Source organism: Nocardia sp. NPDC005745, assembly GCF_040630775.1.
In the GTDB taxonomy this organism is placed as follows: Bacteria; Actinomycetota; Actinomycetes; order Mycobacteriales; family Mycobacteriaceae; genus Nocardia.
Window position 1 is genome coordinate 79,383 of sequence record NZ_JBEXYF010000018.1, and the last position, 17,154, is coordinate 96,536.

Genomic DNA, 17,154 nt, shown 5'->3' on the forward strand with positions numbered 1-17,154 from the left:
GGGCAAACTTCAACAATCCTTCAGGCACCGATCAGATCCGGCGCGGGGCCGGGCCCTGGCCTCGGACGGAAGTTCTCACCAGGTGTGATGACAACCGGGTCGGCGGCAAGCGGCTCGTCGGCCGTCGGCGACATGCCGCCCGGCTCGTCGAGTGCCCACGGCGCGGCATCGGTCGGTATCCAGTGCTTGCGCCGGGTGCGCTTGGCTTCCAGATAGTCGCGAGCCCGCTCGCTGAGCGCGCGCGTGCGCAACGGCACCGCGGTGACCCGCAACCCCTCCTGCCGCAGCGCCTCCACCTTGGCGGGATTGTTGGTCAACAACTGCACCGAACGCAATCCCAGATCGGCCAGCGCACGAGCGGTGGTGACATACGTGCGGGCATCGGCCGGGTAGCCGAGTGCCTCGTAGCTGGCGAAGGTGTCCGCGCCGGAGCGCTCACTTTCCCGATAACCCAGCGCCTTGGCGATCAGTCCCGCCCCGCGGCCCTCCTGCTCCAGGTAGACCAGCACACCGCTGCCCGCGGCCTGGATGAGATCCAGCGCCTTGTCCAGCTCCGGCCCACAGTCGCAGTCCTGTGAACGCAGCGCCTCCCCATACAGGCAGCGGGAGTGCACCCGCACCAGGCAGCCGTCGGCGACCGCGCCGAACAGCAGCAGGTGCCCCCGCTCCCCGTCCCCGTTCACCTCCACCACCCGAACTCGCAGATCTTGCCCGTTGCGACGGAACCGATGTTCGGTGTCGGCAGGATCCACAACGTTGGTCAATGCTCCTCCGTAGCGAGTTTGAAGATTCGCTCGACCTCACTCACCAGTGGCATCGACCCGGGGACGTCCCCGATCGATTGCGTCGCCACCATCGCGGCGGTCGCCCAGACGTAGTCGTTGCGTGCGGCGGGGCGGCGCGTCGAAACGAGACGATATACCAGGGCCGCGGAGAAGGCAGCGTGAGCGCCGACCGAGTCCTGCAACGCTGTCGGAAAGGGCTGGAAGCGGTCGCTGACCTGCTCCGACCACACCGCGCACCGGAAATCCCGGATCGCGCAGACCGCGCCGACCCCGAGCGCGCGCAGCCGGGTGGCGGTCTGTTCGGTGTCCGGCGCCGCGCCGTCGGGCGACATCGCCAGCGCCCGCAGGTCGCTGTCGCCGCCGAGGAGGTAATCCACCACACCCAGATGCTGATACAGGTATTGGGGCCGATCCAGCCGCGGCGCGGGGTGCACCACCACCAGCGGCCGGTCGGGCAGTGCGCGCAACTGCGCCATGACCTGCTCGATGACGCCGGTGGGTTGTTCGAAGGTCAGCAGCACCGCATCCGAAGAGGCGATCGCCGAGCAGATGGCCTCGCTGCGTAGATCCTGGGCGCTCAACCGGATTCGCTCGTCTTTGCAGCCGATCGTGCTCGCCGCGCCGGTGCCCGCCACGATCACCGCGGTCACCGGAGTGGGGGCGTAAGGCACCACTTTGACCAGTTCGGTCTCGACACGTTCGCTGCGCAGGTATTCCAGGATGCGGCCCCCGGCCTCGTCGTCGCCGACCGCCGAGATCAACCGCACCCGCAACCCGAGCCGGGCCGCCGCCACAGCGCGCGTGAGCCCCTTGCCGCCGGGATGTTGCCGATAGCTGCCACGCGCGGTGCCGCCCGGCCCCGGGATCCGGTCCACCACATACATATGGTCGATGACCGCGTCGCCGATCACGGTGACCACACCGCGGCAGTCCACTGGATCCGGTTCGGCCGCAACGGTTTCGGCAGCCGCGCCGAAGTCGACGGCGTGCGCGCCGTCGAACACCGAGGCCGTGGCCAGCCGCGTGGCCAGCTCGGTGAACGCCCGGCGCTCGGGAGCCCCGCGCAGCGAACGCACCGTCAACCTGTCCGGAACCGGTTGCGCCCCAAGGGCTTCGTGCAGTACCGCCCACTGCGCGGCGAGGTATTCGCGCCGCTCACCCAGATCCGAGGCGTAGAGCCGTCCGGGATCCACACCGGCGGGCGGGTTTTCGCGCAGCAAACCCAGCGACAGCTCCGCATCCACGACCAGCCGGTCGGTGATATCCAATCGCATGCTCAGATCGCGCACCAGCGGCGGCACCGCTTGTTCCCGGTCGATGCCCGCACGCCGCGCGTACTGCCGCACGGCCAGCAGATCCAGCAGGGGCGAGACGTCGATTTCAGTGCTGCGCAACCGATCCGAACTCAGCCCCGAGCGTTTGCACAACCGGGTGAGGATATTGCGAACGGCAACCATTCCCGAATCCTGCGGGACCATGGCGATGCCACCCTTTCCATCGGCGCGACACAGGAGTGTCGGGCGCATGTTGGCCACGCAAATCGGGTTTAGCCAGCGGGCAAATTGTCAATTACCAAATTACAACGGCAATTGCGCTCGGGGAACGGCAAATGCCACACTGGAAGTGGCGATCCCCATCGCACCACCAGGCAATCGGGAGGGCTGGTGAGGAGAATGATTCTTCAGATACGGCAGCCGCGGCGGCGGCGACACCGCCCCGCCGCATCCGATATCGAGCTGGTGCCGAAGCCGGTGAGGGACTGAACGAGCCCCCGGACATCCCGCGCGACAACGCACCCGTCATCGCCCCGGCGCGCCGGTATGCCGATCACGGACCTCAGCTGCTCCCGGCCACCGCTGTGCGGCGTGTCTGCCGGACCGAACCGTAGCCGCGGCGCACTGCACCGCGACAAGACTTCGCACACCCCCATCGACGCGCAGCCGCGCCTTCAGCCACCGGCTCGCCCGAGGCTGCGGCTTCCCCGGCTGCCGCACACCTGCGAGCCATCCCTCGGACCACCCGGCCCGCCGAGCGGCTTCCTCGGCCCGGGTACCCACCACGGCCGCAGGCCCGGCGGAATTCACGGTGCGGCGCGACCACCGCGCCACACCAGCGGATGCACGACGAGAGGCATTCGTGATCATCGAACTCAGCACCCTGGAGCCGGCCTCACTCCACCTGTCGCACCGGAGACCGCGATGACCATCCACACCACCGAATGGACGATGACCAGTGACATAACCCCGGAATCGGCCTACCGTGACACCGACGCGACCGACTCCTGGCGGCTGAGCTGGTTACCGGACCGGCGGCTGACCCGCGCCCAGGCACTGGCCGGGATGTCGCTGGACGAACTGCTCAGCGACCCGCACGCCGTGCACGACCGCATGACCCAGGCCCGCGTCGAGGTCTATGCCGACCAACTGGGCATCCTGCGCGACCACGCGGTGATCCTGCTCGCCAAGGCCATGGCGGCACGCCTGGGCCGGGAACTGGGACCGAAGGGAGATCCGGCCCCGCCGGGGCACAGCACCCGGCGCGGACGCACCCGCACTGCCGAACCGCCGTTCGTGCACGGCTGAGTCCCGCTGATGTCAGGCGTGCGCTTTGTGCTCCGCGCCGACGGCTTCGCCGATGCTGCCGTACCCGCCGGCGCGCAACCGCTGCGCCAAGCCCCGATGGATCCTGCGCATCCAGAACGGGCCGCCGTAGATGAACCCGGTGTAGCCCTGCAACAGCGTCGCCCCGGCCAGAATGCGCTCCCACGCCTGGTCGACGGTCTCGATGCCACCGACCGAGATCAGCACCAGCCGGTCACCCACCCGCCGGTACAGCCGCCGCAGCACCTCGAGCGAACGGTCGGCGACCGGCGGGCCGGACAAGCCACCGGCACCCATGGCGGCCACCGCGGCGGCGTCGGTGCGCAGACCGTCGCGGCGGATGGTGGTGTTGGTGGCCACGATGCCCGCCAACCCGAGTTCGACGGCCAGGTCGGCGACCGCGTCGATGTCCTCATCCGACAGATCCGGCGCGATCTTCACCAGCACCGGCACCCGCACACTGTCGAGCACCGCCCGCAGCAGCGGGCGCAGCGATTCGACCGCCTGCAGATCACGCAGGCCCGGCGTATTGGGGGAGCTGACGTTGACCACGACAAAATCGGCCAGCGGCCCCAGCAGCGCGGCGCTGACGGCGTAGTCCTCGGCGGCGGCCCGCGGTTCGACGATCTTCGTCTTGCCGATGTTCGCCCCGATCGGCACCCCGCCGCGGCGCGCGCGCAGGCGCTCCGCCGCCGCGGCCGCACCGTGATTGTTGAAGCCCATCCGGTTGATCAGGGCGCGGTCGGCGGGCAGCCGGAACAACCGCGGCGCGGGATTGCCCGGCTGCGCCTGCGCGGTCACGGTCCCGATCTCGGCGAAACCGAACCCCAGCGGCGCCCAGGCATCGACACCGTCGGCGTTCTTGTCGAAACCGGCGGCCAGCCCCAGCGGCGCGGGGAACTCGACCCCGAATGCCTCGGCGCGCAGGATCGGATCGCGGCTGACGAGGACCTTGCTCATCACCCAGCGCAACGGCGCGACCGAGGCGGCCGACCGCATGGCCGCGAAGGCGAGATGGTGGATGCGTTCCGGCGCGAGGAGGAACATCAGTCGGAGTAGCAGGGCGTACATCGGCTCACATTCCGGGTTCGGGCTGGGGTAGTAGGGCGGATTTTCGCCGCCGCAGCAGCACCCGCCTGCTGCCGTCGGTGTAGGCGCGCACCCGCGAGAGTTCCCAGCCCCCGAACTCTGCCTGGATCGCCAGCCGCATGGACGCGCTCACCCGCGTGACATCCGGCGGCAGCCGCAACGGCACGTACTCGTAGTCGTCGCTGGTGGTTTCCCAGCCCGCGGGCAGCGCGCGCCCGCGCCCCCGGTGCGCTGCCGGATCAGCGGATGCCGCGGAATCATCGTCCGCGCGCGGTGTCGGAGCCATCACTGCCCTCTCTTCCGATCGTCCGCACCGATCCGTTGCAGACCGTCGCCGGTCGCGGACCCCACGAACAGATCTCCGGTGCGTTGCTCGACGGCCACCGCGTTCGGCTGCCGGACGGTGGCGTAGCGGCCCACTTCCTTCGGTATACCAGTCGAGAGGTCGAATCCGACGACCTCGTTGCGCTGCGTGCACGTCACCCACACGGTGTCGGACCGTTGATCGTAGGCAACTGCGTAAGGCGAAGATCCTACCGGGAAACGCTGCCGCAACACGAGTGGTCCCGCGGTGTAGACCAGCAGTTCACCGCCCGCGGTGTCGGTGACCACGAACCGGCCGCGCGTGTCGCCGATCAGCCGCGTGGCCCCGTCACCGGCCCGCAGCGCCAGCCCGGGCCGCTGCTTGCCGGGGTCGAACTCGAAGATCGCGCTCTGATGCCGGTCGAGCACCGTGAGCTTGCCGTCGGCTTCGGCGAGTTCGTCGGCGGATACCAGCCCGGACACGGTGCCGACCACCTTCCCCTCCGGCGCCAGCTCCAGCACGCGGCCGTCGGCGGTGCCGACCAGCAACCCGCCGTCCTGCCGGGCGCGCACCGAGCGGACGTCGCCGTCGACGCTCACCTCGGCGATCACCCCGGACGCGAGATCCACCCGCAGCACCCGGCCCGGCGCGGCCGCCAGCATCTCACCCGGCCTGCCCGGCGTGAGACCACTCGCGCGCGCCGGCAACCTCACCGTGCGCACCACCGGCTGCGCGGCGACCGGGTCGAAGACGGTCAGGACGTCACCGTCCAGGCCTGCCAGCAACCCGCCAGCGGAATCGGCGGCCAGCGCGGCGACCGGTCCGGCGGGCAGCACCCGCCCGACCGGCGGCGTCGTCACCGCGGGCGCGGGCGCCGCGGCGGCCGGCTCCCTGGTCGGCAGGTCGGGACCGCCGGGGCCGGAGGAGCATCCGGCCGACAGCACCAGCACCGCCGCACCCGCGAATGCCGAGACGAGCAAGGCGCGAGGGCGCATCCAGCGAACTCCTTCTACCGACGAATCTTCCGCAACCTCACCATCTGACCATGATGACGCAACCGGCCGACCGACCGGGTTCGCCTCGAGCGGAATGTCGGTGACCAGGGTTACGGTGGAGACCCCACCGTCCGATATAGGGAGAACCGGGTTGAAAGCCGACCATTCGTCGGGATTTGCCATCGACGACCTCACCGTCGGCGCGTACGCGCACGGCTTCGGCACCACCGCCGACGGCCACCCCTTCGCGTTCCGCACCATCCGCGCCACCTTGACCCTGGAGGTCTACCGCCGTGACCTCGGCGACGCCGTCCCCGGCCCGGAGGACGTACTGGCGGTCGCCGAAGCCACGGTCACCGACATCGACCTCGACGACGAACGCAGTGTCGCCGCCTTGGTGCGGGATATGATCCCCGACGCCGCGACGATCGACGCCGCCGCACAACGGGACGTCACAACCGTGCGTGCCCTACTCGGACGGCTCAGCTCCGTCATCGAAGGTATGTAGGAAGTGATGACCCACACACGACTCGCCCGCACCGCGCTCACCGCCGCGGGCCTGCTGCTGGCGGTGGCCGCCGCCGCGTGCGACAGCGGAGCCGACGAGGCCGCGGTCGACGCCGCCCGCTCCTCGGCCAACGCCTCGCTGTCGTCCTCGATCGCTGTCTCCTCCAGCGCCGCCCACCCGCCGCTGCCCACCGCCGCCGACCTCGATGCCCAGATCAAGCGGGCGCTGGACCCGGCGCTCCCCGACAGCGAACGCACCGCGCTCATCGAGGACGGGGAGTCCTTCCGTCAAGCCATCCCCGACATGTACAAGGCGCTGCAGGACAACCCGCGCGCCGTCTACGGCGTGACCGATCCGGTGTTCGACAACCACGACGGCACCCTGACCGCCACCATGCGCTTGGACAAGGACGGCACCGGCGCCGCGGTCCGCACCACCGTCGTGCACTTCGTGCTCGTCGACGGCAAGTGGAAGATCTCCCGCACCGACCTGTGCGGCATCCTGCGCTCGGCCGACTACCGCACCCCCGCCTGCGGCTGAGCGGGCCCGCCACGCGATGCGCCGTTCCGGATCACTGCGGTGGGGGCGGTTCGTCCACCGCCACCGCTTCCTCGTCCTGGGCTTCTTCGTGCTGTTCGTCCTGGTCTCCGGCTGGTACGGCCGCGACCTGGCCGGGCGGCTGACCCAGGAGGGCTGGTTCGACGAGAGCAGCGAATCGGTGGCCGCCGCCGAATTGGCCGACCGCACCTTCGGCCGCGACACCGACAGCGACCTGATCCTGCTCTACACCGCACCCGAAGGCGCCACCGTCGACGACCCGGCGGTACGCGGACCGGTCACCGCGCAACTGGCCGGACTGCTGAACGCCTATCCCGACCGCATCCAGAAGATCGACAGCTACTGGGACAGCCCGTTCTCCGCCCAGGCCACCGACACCACCCACACCCATGCCTTCGCCAGCGTCGGATTACGCGGCTCGGGCACCGCGACCGTCGAGAACTACCTGGCGATCAAGGACCATCTCGGCGCCGGACGCGCCGGCGGCGGCCCCGGCGGCACGACCGTGCAACTGGCGGGATTGCAGCCGATCGTCGAAGGCATCAACACCGGAATGCAACGCGACATCAGGCGCGCGGAGATGATCGCCCTGCCGCTGGTGGCGATCCTGCTGTATTTCGTGTTCGGCGGCGTGATCGGGGCACTGCTGCCGGTGCTCATCGGCGGCATGACGATCCTGGGCACCCAAGGCGGGCTGCGGGCACTGACCGACCACATCCAGGTCAACGTCTTCGCCAGCGCCGTGCTGACCCTGGTCAGCCTGGGCCTGGCGATCGACTACGGCCTGTTCACCGTCACCCGCTTCCGCGAGGAACTCGCCGCGGGCCACACTGTCGAAGAGGCCACCGCCCGCACCGTCGCCACCGCCGGACGCACCGTGCTGTTCTCCGCGGCGATCATCGCCCTCAGCCTCGGCGCGCTGTTCATCTTCCCCAACGGGGTGCTGCGCTCGGTGCCGCTGGGCGGCATCAGCTCGGTCCTGCTCGCGGCACTGCTGTCGGTGACGGCGTTGCCCGCCGCGCTGAGCATCGCCGGACACCGCATCGACTTCCTGGGCTGGAAACGCTTCTCCCGCAGCAAGACCGAAGCGCAGATCGACGCCGGATTCTTCTCCCGCCTGGCACTGTGGGCGATGCGCCGCCCCCTGGCGGTCGCCGTGCCGATCGTGCTCACCCTGCTGGCGCTGAGCATCCCGATGCGCCACATCGAATTCGGCGGCCTGAGCGAACGGTATCTGGCCGACGACAACTCGGCACGGGTCGCGCAGGAACGTTTCGACGTCCTGTTTCCCAGCTTCCGCACCGAACCGCTGAAACTGGTGGTGGTCGGCGCCGACGCGCGGCAACTGAGCGACATCCGCTACAGCGCCAACCAGATCCCCGGCCTGACCGGACGCTTCGAGCCCGCCGCACCCACCACCGACGGCATCAACGTTCTGGCCGCCGGGCTGACCGACAAACGCGACGCCGACCGCGTGATCGCCGCGCTGCGCGCCATCCCCGAACCACCGGGGGTGGCGGTGATGGTCGCCGGTGTGCCCGCGCTGGAACGCGACAGCATCAACGGACTGCTCGACGGCCTGCCCCTGCTGCTGGCCCTGCTGGTCTCCGCGGCGCTGGCGCTGATGTACGCGGCGTTCCGCTCGCTGGTGCTCGCGCTGAAGGCCGTGGCGATGAGCGCACTCAGCCTCGTGTCCACCCTCGGCGTGCTGACCTGGGTATTCGTCGAGGGCCACGGGGCAGGGGTCTTCCACTTCACGCCCGGACCCTTGATGTTCGCGGTCCTGGCGCTGATCGTGACAGTGGTGTTCGGGCTGTCCACCGACTACGAGGTGTTCCTGCTGTCGCGGGTGTCGGAGGCACGCACCGGCGGCGCGGACGCCCCCGAGGCCATCCGCTACGGCATCGCCCACACCGGCGGCGTGATCACCTCCGCCGCCGCCATCCTCATCGTGGTCACCGGCGCGTTCGGATTCTCGGACCTGGTGCTGATGAAATACATCGCCTACGGCATGATCGCGGCGCTGATCCTGGACGCCACCGTCATCCGCATGCTGCTGACACCCGCGGTGCTCAAACTCATCTGGCGATAGGAGCACCCGGCGGTCGAGTGCCTCCGTACCCTCCGGCGCCCGCCGCGTCGGCCACCGCCGCGGTGACACACCGATCGCCGGCCCGCCCAGCGATCGGCTCGACGGCGATCGAGCCACCGCGTCGACCCGAACCGCGCGCAGGTCCTCCGGTCGGCCGGTCTGTGCGGGTCAGCGGCGGACGGGAAGCACCAGTTGCGCCCCGGTCACCGGGTGGTCGAGCACTTCCACCGGATGCTGGTAGACGCGACTGAGCAGTTCGGTGGTGAGGACCTCACGGGGTGGACCGTCGGCGGCGATGCGACCGGCGTCCAGTACCGCCACGCGATCGGCGTACGCGGCCGCGATACCCAGATCGTGCAGGACGACGACCACCGCGGCACCGTCGGCGGCGCGGGCGGCGGCCAGGCGCAGCACGGCTTCCTGGTGGCCGAGGTCCAAGGCGGCGGTCGGCTCGTCCAGCAGCAGGGTGGCGGTGTCCTGCGCCAGCACGCGGGCCAACGCGACCCGGGCGCGTTCACCGCCGGACAGGGTGGGGAAAGCGCGGGTGGCGAGGTGTTCGATGTCGGTGGCGGCCATCGCGGCAACGATGTGTTCCTCGTCGAGCTCGCGACGCTCGGTGCGGACCCACGGCGCGCGCCCCATCGCCACCACTTCACGCGCGGTGAAGGGGAAACCGACGGTGTGGGTCTGCGGCAACACCGCCCGCCGCCGGGCCATGTCCAAGGTCGTCCAGTGCGCCAACGGCCGCCCGTCGAGTTCCACCGATCCCGCGCTGGGCGTCAATTCGCCCGCCAGCGCCGCCAGCAATGTCGACTTACCCGCGCCATTGGGCCCGACCAACGCCACGACCTGCCCCGCGACCGCTTCGAAGTCGATGCCGTCGAGCACCCGCCGCGCCTGCCCGCCGCTGCGCCGGTCCACGCTCACCCCCGCCGCGCGCACCGTCGCCTGCCCTGTGCGCGGCCACCCCGGCAACTCGTGCACCATCCGCAACACACTCACCCCACACCTCCCGGCCACCAGCACACCATCGAGGAAGCTGCCCGGCGTCCACCGCGGTCATGTGCCCCACGCACGACAGGGGCGCTCATGCCCAGCCCCCGGAGCGGGCTCGGGTGCGGCGCAACAGCCAGAAGAAGACGGGGCCGCCGATCAGGGAGGTGAGCATGCCCAACGGCAGGTCGGCGTTGTCGACCAGGGAGCGGGCGGTGACGTCGGCGGCCAGCAGCACCACCGCGCCGACGACGGCGCTCAGGGGGATCAGCACCCGATGGGCGGGCCCGACCAGCATCCGCACCAGGTGCGGCACGATCAACCCGACGAACAGGATGATGCCGGTGAACGCGACCCCAGCGGTGGCCAGCACCGCCACCACCACGATCACATTGCGCCGCAAACGCTCCACGTCGACACCCAGGTGACGGGCCGCCGACTCACCGAGCGCCAGCAGATCCAGCCGCGGCGCCAGCAGCACCGCGGCGGCGACACCGACCGCGCTCAACGGCGCCACCACACCCACCGACTCCCACGTGGCCCCGTTCAGCGAACCCAACTGCCAGAACACGATCTGATCGCGGGCGGCGGGGGAGGCCACGAACAGCAGCAGCGCGATCAACCCGCCCGCGAACGCGTTGATCGCCACACCGGTGAGCACCAGCGTCACCACCTCGGTGCGCCCACCCGAGCGCGCCAGCAGATACACCAGCGACGTGGTCGCCAGCCCCGCGACGAACGCCGCCGCCGCCACCGACCAGGCCGCCACGAACGCCCCGCCCACCACGATGACCGTGCCCGCGCCGACCGCCGCCCCCGCCGACACCCCGATCACCCCCGGCTCGGCCAAAGGGTTGGCGAACACACCCTGCAACAACGCACCCGCTGTCGCCAGCGCCGCCCCGACCAGCATCGCCAGCACCACCCGCGGGAACCGCACCTGCCACAGCGTCACCTCACCCGAGGGATGGGCGGGCATCGGCCCGATATCCCACCCGATCCGGTGCAGCACACTGCCCGCCACCTCGACGGGCGTCGTCGGCACCTGCCCGATCGCCGCCGACGCCAACGCCAACGCCACCAACCCGGCCACCGCGACCGCGAACACCAGCACCACCCGCGAACGGCTACGCGACTTCGGCACCGGCGTCACCGACGGCCGCGCCGCGTCGGTCTGCGAAACACTCATGCGTGCCCGGTGCCGTACACCGCCGCGCTCAGCGCCGCGATCACCCGGCCGGTATTGGGGCCGAAACTCAACAGCACCGCATCGGACATGTCCACCACACGCCGGTCGCGCCCGGCCGGGGTCTGCGCGATACCGGGCACCTTCTGCAACCCCTCCACACCCCCCACGGACTTCAACCCGTCCGACATCACCAGCAGCACATCCGGCGCCGCACCGATCATCGCCTCACTCGTGATCGCGGTGAACGGCTCGCTCACCCCCGCGACCGCGCCCGCATCCCGCGCACCCAAAGCCGCGATCAACGCATCCGCACCCGACCCCGGACCGGCGAGCATCGTGATCGCGCTCGACCGCAGATACAGGAACGCGATGGTCAACCGGGGATCCTGCGCGGGCACCGCGGCACTCGCGGCGGCGATCTCGTCGCGGGTGCGCCGCGCCAGCGCCTGCCCCCGCTCCGGCACACCCAACGCGGCCGCGACCGCCTCGATCTGCGGCCCCACCCCGTCCATGGTGCGCTCCGGGTCGAAATAGACCACCGTGACACCGGCCGCGCGCAACTGCTCACGCACCGCGGGCGCGGCGCTGGTGGTGTCGGTCAAGAACACCGACGGCCGCATCGCCAGCACCGACTCCACGTTCAGCGACCCGTTGCCCCCGGCCACGTTCGGCACCTCCCGCACCGCCGGAAACGCCGCCGACGTGCTGCGCCCCACCAGCTTGGGCCCCAACCCCAGCGCGTACACGATCTGGGCGAGGGTGCCGTAACGGTCCACGGCGATGATGCGGGAGGCATCGGCCACGGTCACCTCGGCGCCGTCGAACGACCGCACGGTCACCGGCAGCGCGGGCGTGGGCTCCGGCCCGATCGGCACCGGATCCAGATCGCTCAACGTCGCCGTCGTCGGCCCGTGCCCACCGTGCGAGGACCCGGCGTCGGTGGCACACGCGACCGACCCGGCCAGCAGGCTCGCCGCGAACAGGGCCGCGAGCCCACGCCACCACCCGGTTCGGACTCGGTTCCCACGCCCACCCCCGGTCGCTGCAGTGCTCATGCAGGCAAGGCTAATCCGCGGCGCGCGCACTGACGTCGTCGAGGGCCGCGGCGATCGCCCGCGGCAGCTCCAGGGTCTCGGCGGCCAGCACGCCGGTGAGCTGCCCGATATCGCGGGCGCCGACGATCATGCTCGCGATGCCGGGCCGGTCCCGGATCCAGGCCAGCGCCACCGCCAGCGGCGAGGTACCCAGCCCGTCCGCGGCGGTCACCAGCGCATCCACCACCCGGGTGGCGCGCTCGTCGAGACCACTGCGGATCTCCGCCGCGGTCGCCTCGTCGGCGCCTCGGGAGTCGGCGGGAACACCGTCGCGATACTTGCCGGTCAAGATGCCGCCCGCCAACGGCGCCGAGGCGATCACCCCGACCCCGTGGAACCGCGCCGCCGGCACCACATCGGCTTCGGCACCCCGCGCCAGCAGCGAATACGGCGTCTGCGCCGCGGTCACCGGCGCCACCGCGGCCAGGCTGGCCAGCTGCCAGGCCCCGAACCCGCGCACCCCCGCATACCGCACCCGGCCCGAGCGCACCGCCTGCTCCAGCGTCGAGGCCACCTCCTCGAGCGGCGTGCGCGGATCCCACACCGCCACATTCCAGATGTCGAGGTGATCGGTGCCCAACTCCAGCAGCGTGCGATCGAGTTGACGCAGCAATGCCCGCCGCGAGGTGTCCGCTGTGACCTGCGCGGGCACCGGCACCCCCGCCGGGGGAAACCCCCACGGCGCGGTCCCCGCGCACCCGCTGAGCACCAGCTCGTCGCGTGAGACCAGATCACCCAGCAGTTCGGCCAGGATGCGCTGCGCGGCCCCGCCCGCATAGGCGGGGGAGGTGTCCAGCAGCGTGCCGCCCGCCTCCACGAACGCCACCAACTGCCCCGCGGCGTCCTCGGCGTCGGTGTGCGAACCCCAGGTATGGGTCGCCAGGCCCATCCGCGACACCCGCAGGCCGCTACGGCCCACCGTCCGCTGTTCCATCACCGTGTCCGCGCTTTCGTCACGGCGCCAAGCCTAGAGTGTGGATACGCGACTGGGCGTCCACCAGCACAGTGGGTCGCGCTTCGGTGCGCCCGCGCACCGCCACCCTCGCGGTGGCGGCAGCCCCACAGCCGGGCACGCCGACGCCGCCTCGACACTGTACTGTCGCTGCGAGATCGGGGCGGCAGTCACGACGAAGCGACCGACCGCTGCACCAATGCCCAGGTAGGAACGCGTATTTCGGGCGGAACTGGAGGATGGTTCGTGGTTGGCGAGTCGATGACCTGGGTGCAGGCCTTGGTGCTGGGTCTGGTGCAGGGACTGACGGAGTTCCTGCCGGTCTCCTCCTCGGCGCACCTGCGCATCGTGTCGACGGTCTTCTTCGGCGAGGACGCGGGCGCCTCGTTCACCGCGGTCACCCAGCTCGGCACCGAGGCCGCGGTGCTGGTGTTCTTCGCCAAGGACATCTGGCGGATCGTGTTGGCCTGGTTCGCCGGTCTGCGCGAGCGGGTGGGCGCGCGCGATCGCCGGGAACTGCCGCTGCACGATCAGCCCACCACGAGACTTCCCGTCCTCACCGCCGACCACCGGCGCGTTCTCGACGAGCAGGCCCAGCGCGAACTCGACTATCGAATCGGCTGGTATGTGATCATCGCCACCATTCCCATCGGCGTGCTGGGGTTCTTGTTCAAAGACGAGATCCGCACCGGCGCCCGCAATCTGTGGCTGGTGTCGTTCATGCTGATCTTCTTCGCCCTGGTCATCGCCGCCGGTGAGCACTACGGCCGCAAGGAACGCTCCATCGAGCAACTGACCACCCGCGACGGCCTGGCCATGGGTTTCGCGCAATGCCTGGCGTTGATCCCCGGTGTCTCGCGCTCGGGAGCGACCTCGACCGCGGGCCTGTTCCTGGGCTTGGAGCGCGAAGCGGCCGTGCGGTTTTCGTTCCTGCTCGCCATCCCCGCCGTCACCGCCTCGGGCCTGTTCAGCCTGCCGGACGCGTTCGAACCCGCTGGTGAGGGCCTCAACGCCAGTGGACCGCAACTGCTGGTGGCCACCGTGCTGGCGTTCGCGGTCGGCTACGCGTCGGTGGCGTGGCTGTTGCGTTTCGTGGCACGGCATTCGCTGTACTGGTTCGTCGGCTACCGCGTCGTGCTGGGCGCGATCATCATGGGCCTGCTGGCGGGCGGGGTGGTCTCGGCGACATGATCGCTAGGCTGGCCGCATGACGGTGATCCTGCTGCGCCACGGTGTGTCGACCTCCAACAGCGCCCGCACCCTGGCCGGTCGCAGCACCGGCGTCGAGCTCACCGAGCGCGGCGAGGAGCAGGCCAGGGCCGTGGCCGAACGCCTGGCCGGGCTGCCGATCGAACGCATCGTGCACTCCCCGCTGCTGCGCTGTCAGCGCACGATCGCACCGCTGGCGGAAAAGTTCGGGCTGGAACCGGTATTCGACGACCGGCTGCTCGAGGTGGACTACGGCGAGTGGACCGGCCGCCCTCTCGCCGAACTGCTCGAGGAACCGCTGTGGAAAGTCGTGCAGCGCCACGCCTCCGGCGCGGTGTTCCCCGGCGGGGAGGGTCTGGCGCAGGTGCAGGCGCGCGCGGTCGCCGCGATCCGCGACCACGACCGCGCCCTGGCCGAGCAGCACGGCCGCGACGCGCTATGGGTGGCGTGCACGCACGGGGACGTGATCAAGTCGGTCCTCGCCGACGCGCTGGGCATTCACCTCGACGGCTTCCAGCGCATCGTCGTGGAGCCCGCCTCGATCAGCGTCGTGCGCTACACCCCGACCGCACCCTACGTATGGCGGCTCAACGACACCGGCGCCGACCTGTCCGCCCTCGCCGCGGCCGGCGCGCAACGCCAGGCCGCGACCTCGGCAGCGCCCGGACCGGAGACCTCCGGGCCAGTCCCCGGTGGCGAGCTCGGCAATACCGGCAGTGCGGATAATGGGAATGCGGAGCGTCGAGATTCCTTGTAAACAACCGAGCGGTCGTTGTATGGAATCCCCGCACCGCGGGTAGTCGATCAGGGTCACGTATCAGGAGGTGCATGTGTCACGCGCAATCCATGTATTCCGCACCCCCGATCGTTTCGTCGCCGGGACCGTCGGTGAGCCGGGCGATCGCGCGTTCTATCTGCAGGCGGTGCAGGAGCCGCGCGTGGTCAGCGTGCTGCTGGAAAAGCAGCAGGTCAAGGTCCTCGCCGACCGGATGGGTCTGCTGCTGGACGAGGTCGCGCGCCGCTTCGGCGCGGAAGTGCCCCCGCAGGCCGAGGACGTCAGCGACAACGCGCCCCTGGTCACCCCGATCGACGCCGAGTTCCGCGTCGGCACCATGGGCCTGGGCTGGGACGCCGACGCCGGGGCGGTGGTGGTGGAACTGCTGGCGATCACCGAGACCGAGGTCGACGAGTCGGTGGTGCTCGACGACACCGAAGAGGGCCCCGACGCGGTGCGGGTGTTCCTCACCCCGATCCAGGCCCGCGAATTCGCGCTGCGCTCCACCCGGGTGATCGCGGCGGGCCGCCCGCCGTGCCCGCTGTGCGGGGAGCCGCTGTCGGCGCGCGGGCACATGTGCGTGCGCACCAACGGCTACAAACGCGGTGACATCTTCGGCGCGGCCGAACTAGAGGAGTGATTCGGTGGCCGAGACCGGGGACGGATTCCACAGCGGCGAACTGACGGTGATCGGGCGGATCAGCACCGCCAGCAACGTGACCCTGGTCTGCGACGTGAACGACACCGCCACCGACGACGCGCCGCTGCGGGTGGTCTACAAACCGATCCGCGGCGAACGGCCACTGTGGGACTTCCCCGACGGCACCCTGGCCGGGCGTGAGGTGGCCTCCTACCTGATCTCCGAGGCCGTCGGCTGGGGCGTGATCCCCGAAACCATTCTGCGCGAGGGCCCTTTCGGGATCGGCATGGTGCAACGCTGGGTCGTCGGCGTGGACAACCACACCGACCGCGGCGACCGCCTGGACCTGATCGACCTGTGCCCTGCGGGCGCGGTGCCCGACGGATTCCGTGAGGTGCTGCGCGCGGTGGACGACGTGGGCAACGAAGTGTCACTCATCCACGCCGACGATCCGCGACTGCAGCGCGTGGCGGTACTCGATGTGCTGCTCAACAACGCCGACCGCAAGGGCGGGCACGCGCTGGAAGGGCTCGACGGGCAGGTCTACGGCGTCGACCACGGCATCTGCCTGCACGCGGAGTACAAACTGCGCACCGTGCTGTGGGGCTGGGCCGGTCAACCCCTCGGTGACGGCCTGATCGCGGACATCACCGCGTTCGCCAAGCAGCTGCCCGGCGCGTTCGCCGACACCCTCAGCGAGCACATCACCGACACCGAGATCGACGCGTTGATCGAGCGCACCCAGCAGTTGCTCGACGAACCGGTGATGCCGGTGCCGCGCACCTCCCGCCCCATCCCGTGGCCCGCCTTCTGAACCCGCCGCCGCGCAGGCCGGATTCCTGGCACAGTTGAAGCTTCGAACACCCGGCGCCACGACGAGGAGGACGCGATGCCCCACTCCACTCCGGACCGGGCGGCACCGGCGGTGCGGATCGTCATCGGCGCACCGACCTACCGCATCGCGCTGCACTATGTGCACCTCTACGACAAGAAGCCCTATCCCGATACCGACCTGCACCTCTACGACAACGGTGTCTACTGGTTGAGTTCGGCGGGGGAGAACCACTTCGGCGTCTACGTCCTCACCGAAGGCTCGGTGGACTCCGGGCGGTTCACCATGCGGTTCATCTCTTTGCCTTCGGCGGACTGGGGCGATACGGTCGCTTATCACGAACTCGAGTTCGACGTCGCCCGCGGCGAGTTCACCCAGCTCGCCCTCGCCGACACCGATCCCGACATCCCCGAGCTGGACGGCACGTTCGCGATCACACCCAACACGATCACCGATCCCACCCGCCGCGCGGGCAGCTGATTCAGCGAAACCGAAATCATTGACATCCCACGATTTGCTGGAAGACGCAGGTCGCGACG

Annotated in this window: 18 protein-coding genes; 9 read left to right on the forward strand and 9 right to left on the reverse strand. The window is 70.3% G+C overall.

From position 1 onward, the window contains the following. Positions 1–20 precede the first annotated feature (20 nt). Positions 21–764 carry a GTP cyclohydrolase II gene (locus ABZ420_RS20225; protein WP_357124756.1) on the reverse strand — a complete coding sequence of 248 codons (744 nt, stop codon included), beginning with the start codon at positions 762–764 and terminating at the stop codon, positions 21–23. Then, positions 761–2,242 (reverse strand): PfkB family carbohydrate kinase, encoded by a 1,482-nt coding sequence (locus ABZ420_RS20230; RefSeq protein ID WP_357124759.1) that lies wholly within the window; start codon positions 2,240–2,242, stop codon positions 761–763. The genes ABZ420_RS20225 and ABZ420_RS20230 overlap by 4 nt, the downstream gene beginning before the upstream one ends. A 741-nt stretch (positions 2,243–2,983) precedes the next feature. On the opposite strand from ABZ420_RS20230, the gene ABZ420_RS20235 reads away from it, so the two are divergent. Then, positions 2,984–3,367, forward strand: a complete 384-nt coding sequence (locus ABZ420_RS20235) for a hypothetical protein (protein WP_357124762.1) — start codon at positions 2,984–2,986, stop codon at positions 3,365–3,367. A 12-nt stretch (positions 3,368–3,379) separates the two neighbouring features. On the opposite strand, the gene ABZ420_RS20240 is transcribed toward ABZ420_RS20235, so the two are convergent. From ABZ420_RS20240 to ABZ420_RS20250, 3 genes are read right to left on the reverse strand one after another with little or no spacing between them, the layout of a single operon-like run. Continuing rightward, complete coding sequence (locus tag ABZ420_RS20240) at positions 3,380–4,456, reverse strand: quinone-dependent dihydroorotate dehydrogenase (RefSeq protein ID WP_357124765.1); 1,077 nt, start codon at positions 4,454–4,456, stop codon at positions 3,380–3,382. A 4-nt stretch (positions 4,457–4,460) separates the two neighbouring features. After that, positions 4,461–4,760, reverse strand: coding sequence for a DUF5703 family protein (locus ABZ420_RS20245; protein WP_357124768.1), 300 nt, complete (start codon positions 4,758–4,760; stop codon positions 4,461–4,463). Further along, a complete protein-coding gene (locus tag ABZ420_RS20250; protein ID WP_357124770.1) occupies positions 4,760–5,773 on the reverse strand; it encodes a hypothetical protein in 1,014 nt (337 codons plus the stop codon). The genes ABZ420_RS20245 and ABZ420_RS20250 overlap by 1 nt, the downstream gene beginning before the upstream one ends. A gap of 151 nt (positions 5,774–5,924) precedes the next feature. On the opposite strand from ABZ420_RS20250, the gene ABZ420_RS20255 reads away from it, so the two are divergent. The 3 genes from ABZ420_RS20255 to ABZ420_RS20265 are packed head-to-tail and all read left to right on the forward strand — an operon-like array spanning position 5,925 to position 8,931. After that, positions 5,925–6,281, forward strand: coding sequence for a hypothetical protein (locus ABZ420_RS20255; protein ID WP_040867041.1), 357 nt, complete (start codon positions 5,925–5,927; stop codon positions 6,279–6,281). 6 nt (positions 6,282–6,287) lie between these two features. After that, positions 6,288–6,821, forward strand: a complete 534-nt coding sequence (locus ABZ420_RS20260) for a hypothetical protein (RefSeq protein ID WP_063052947.1) — start codon at positions 6,288–6,290, stop codon at positions 6,819–6,821. A gap of 16 nt (positions 6,822–6,837) precedes the next feature. Further along, on the forward strand, positions 6,838–8,931 hold the full coding sequence (locus ABZ420_RS20265; protein WP_357124775.1) for an MMPL family transporter: 2,094 nt from the start codon (positions 6,838–6,840) through the stop codon (positions 8,929–8,931). Positions 8,932–9,099: 168 nt separating this feature from the next. Here the strand turns inward: ABZ420_RS20265 and ABZ420_RS20270 are convergent, their stop codons facing one another. The 4 genes from ABZ420_RS20270 to ABZ420_RS20285 all read right to left on the reverse strand — a co-directional run bounded on the left by ABZ420_RS20270 (position 9,100) and on the right by ABZ420_RS20285 (position 13,141). Beyond that, complete coding sequence (locus ABZ420_RS20270) at positions 9,100–9,918, reverse strand: heme ABC transporter ATP-binding protein (RefSeq protein ID WP_357124984.1); 819 nt, start codon at positions 9,916–9,918, stop codon at positions 9,100–9,102. A gap of 100 nt (positions 9,919–10,018) precedes the next feature. Further along, positions 10,019–11,113: an iron ABC transporter permease gene (locus tag ABZ420_RS20275; protein ID WP_357124778.1), complete on the reverse strand. Its 1,095-nt coding sequence runs from the start codon at positions 11,111–11,113 to the stop codon at positions 10,019–10,021. Next, complete coding sequence (locus tag ABZ420_RS20280) at positions 11,110–12,168, reverse strand: ABC transporter substrate-binding protein (protein ID WP_357124781.1); 1,059 nt, start codon at positions 12,166–12,168, stop codon at positions 11,110–11,112. Before ABZ420_RS20280 ends, ABZ420_RS20275 begins: the two co-directional genes overlap by 4 nt. A 10-nt stretch (positions 12,169–12,178) precedes the next feature. Next, positions 12,179–13,141: an aldo/keto reductase gene (locus ABZ420_RS20285; protein ID WP_357124784.1), complete on the reverse strand. Its 963-nt coding sequence runs from the start codon at positions 13,139–13,141 to the stop codon at positions 12,179–12,181. 279 nt (positions 13,142–13,420) lie between these two features. On the opposite strand from ABZ420_RS20285, the gene ABZ420_RS20290 reads away from it, so the two are divergent. The 5 genes from ABZ420_RS20290 to ABZ420_RS20310 all read left to right on the forward strand — a co-directional run bounded on the left by ABZ420_RS20290 (position 13,421) and on the right by ABZ420_RS20310 (position 17,095). After that, positions 13,421–14,350, forward strand: coding sequence for an undecaprenyl-diphosphate phosphatase (locus ABZ420_RS20290; RefSeq protein WP_357124987.1), 930 nt, complete (start codon positions 13,421–13,423; stop codon positions 14,348–14,350). 16 nt (positions 14,351–14,366) lie between these two features. Continuing rightward, entirely contained in the window at positions 14,367–15,125 is a 759-nt protein-coding gene (locus tag ABZ420_RS20295) for a histidine phosphatase family protein (protein WP_357124787.1), read from the forward strand. A gap of 73 nt (positions 15,126–15,198) precedes the next feature. After that, complete coding sequence (locus tag ABZ420_RS20300) at positions 15,199–15,783, forward strand: DUF3090 domain-containing protein (RefSeq protein WP_039798216.1); 585 nt, start codon at positions 15,199–15,201, stop codon at positions 15,781–15,783. 4 nt (positions 15,784–15,787) lie between these two features. Beyond that, the gene (locus ABZ420_RS20305; protein ID WP_357124790.1) at positions 15,788–16,597 is read left to right on the forward strand and encodes an SCO1664 family protein; all 810 of its coding nucleotides are present in this window, start codon (positions 15,788–15,790) and stop codon (positions 16,595–16,597) included. Between the two features lie 75 nt (positions 16,598–16,672). Beyond that, positions 16,673–17,095 carry a hypothetical protein gene (locus ABZ420_RS20310; RefSeq protein WP_062970549.1) on the forward strand — a complete coding sequence of 141 codons (423 nt, stop codon included), beginning with the start codon at positions 16,673–16,675 and terminating at the stop codon, positions 17,093–17,095. Positions 17,096–17,154: the final 59 nt, after the last annotated feature.